Origin of the sequence: Microbispora sp. CSR-4, assembly GCF_008033685.1 — a bacterium.
Taxonomy (GTDB): domain Bacteria; phylum Actinomycetota; class Actinomycetes; order Streptosporangiales; family Streptosporangiaceae; genus Microbispora.
In genome coordinates, this window is record NZ_VJVX01000227.1 from 1 (window position 1) to 663 (window position 663).

General features: G+C 71.6%; 1 protein-coding gene. It reads left to right on the forward strand.

Annotated features, from left to right (window positions below; genetic code table 11):
- Window positions 1–663: hypothetical protein (locus FLV34_RS41095; protein WP_187280895.1), on the forward strand; the 663-nt coding region annotated here is incomplete at both ends.

Consider the following 663-nt stretch of genomic DNA (forward strand, 5'->3'; position numbering starts at 1 on the left):
CGCAGACCTCGGCGACAGCGCCCCCAGCGACTACGCCCCCGACACCACCGGGACCACTGACGAGCCGAGCCAGGCCGACGACACCGCCGACCATGTCGAAAACGCGCGGGACGCCGAGGGCTTCGAACAAGGCCAGGACCACACCGGCGCCCCTGCACCCGCCGAGGCCGATGACACCGGCGACCACCTCGCGGACCTCAGCGACAGCGCCCCCAGCGGCCACACTCACCACGCGACCGGAAACCCCGAGGCCCCGAACGAGACCGTTGCCACCGGCGACTGCGACGGCGACGCCGAAAGCACCGACTCCGCAACGGGCTCTCCATATGCGACGAGCGGACTTCGCGACGAGGAGGCTCGCGACTGTGGAGCCGGTGAGCGGCGGCCCGGCGAGTGCGAGCCGCGCGACACCGCAAGCACCGCCGCTGTCGAGAGCGACCACACCGCGAACGCCAACTCCGCCGAAGACGACAACACCACGAGCACCAGCTCTGCCGAGAGCGACGAGACCGCGCCCACCAAGGGCGATTGCTGCGACCGCGCCGCGACTCAGTCTGGAGCACCGCACGCCACGCGGGGCGGCTCCGCATGGCCTGCCGACGGTGGCGCGCATTGGCACACAGCACCTTCGGACACAGCGTCTTCGGGCGGGACGGCTTCGGA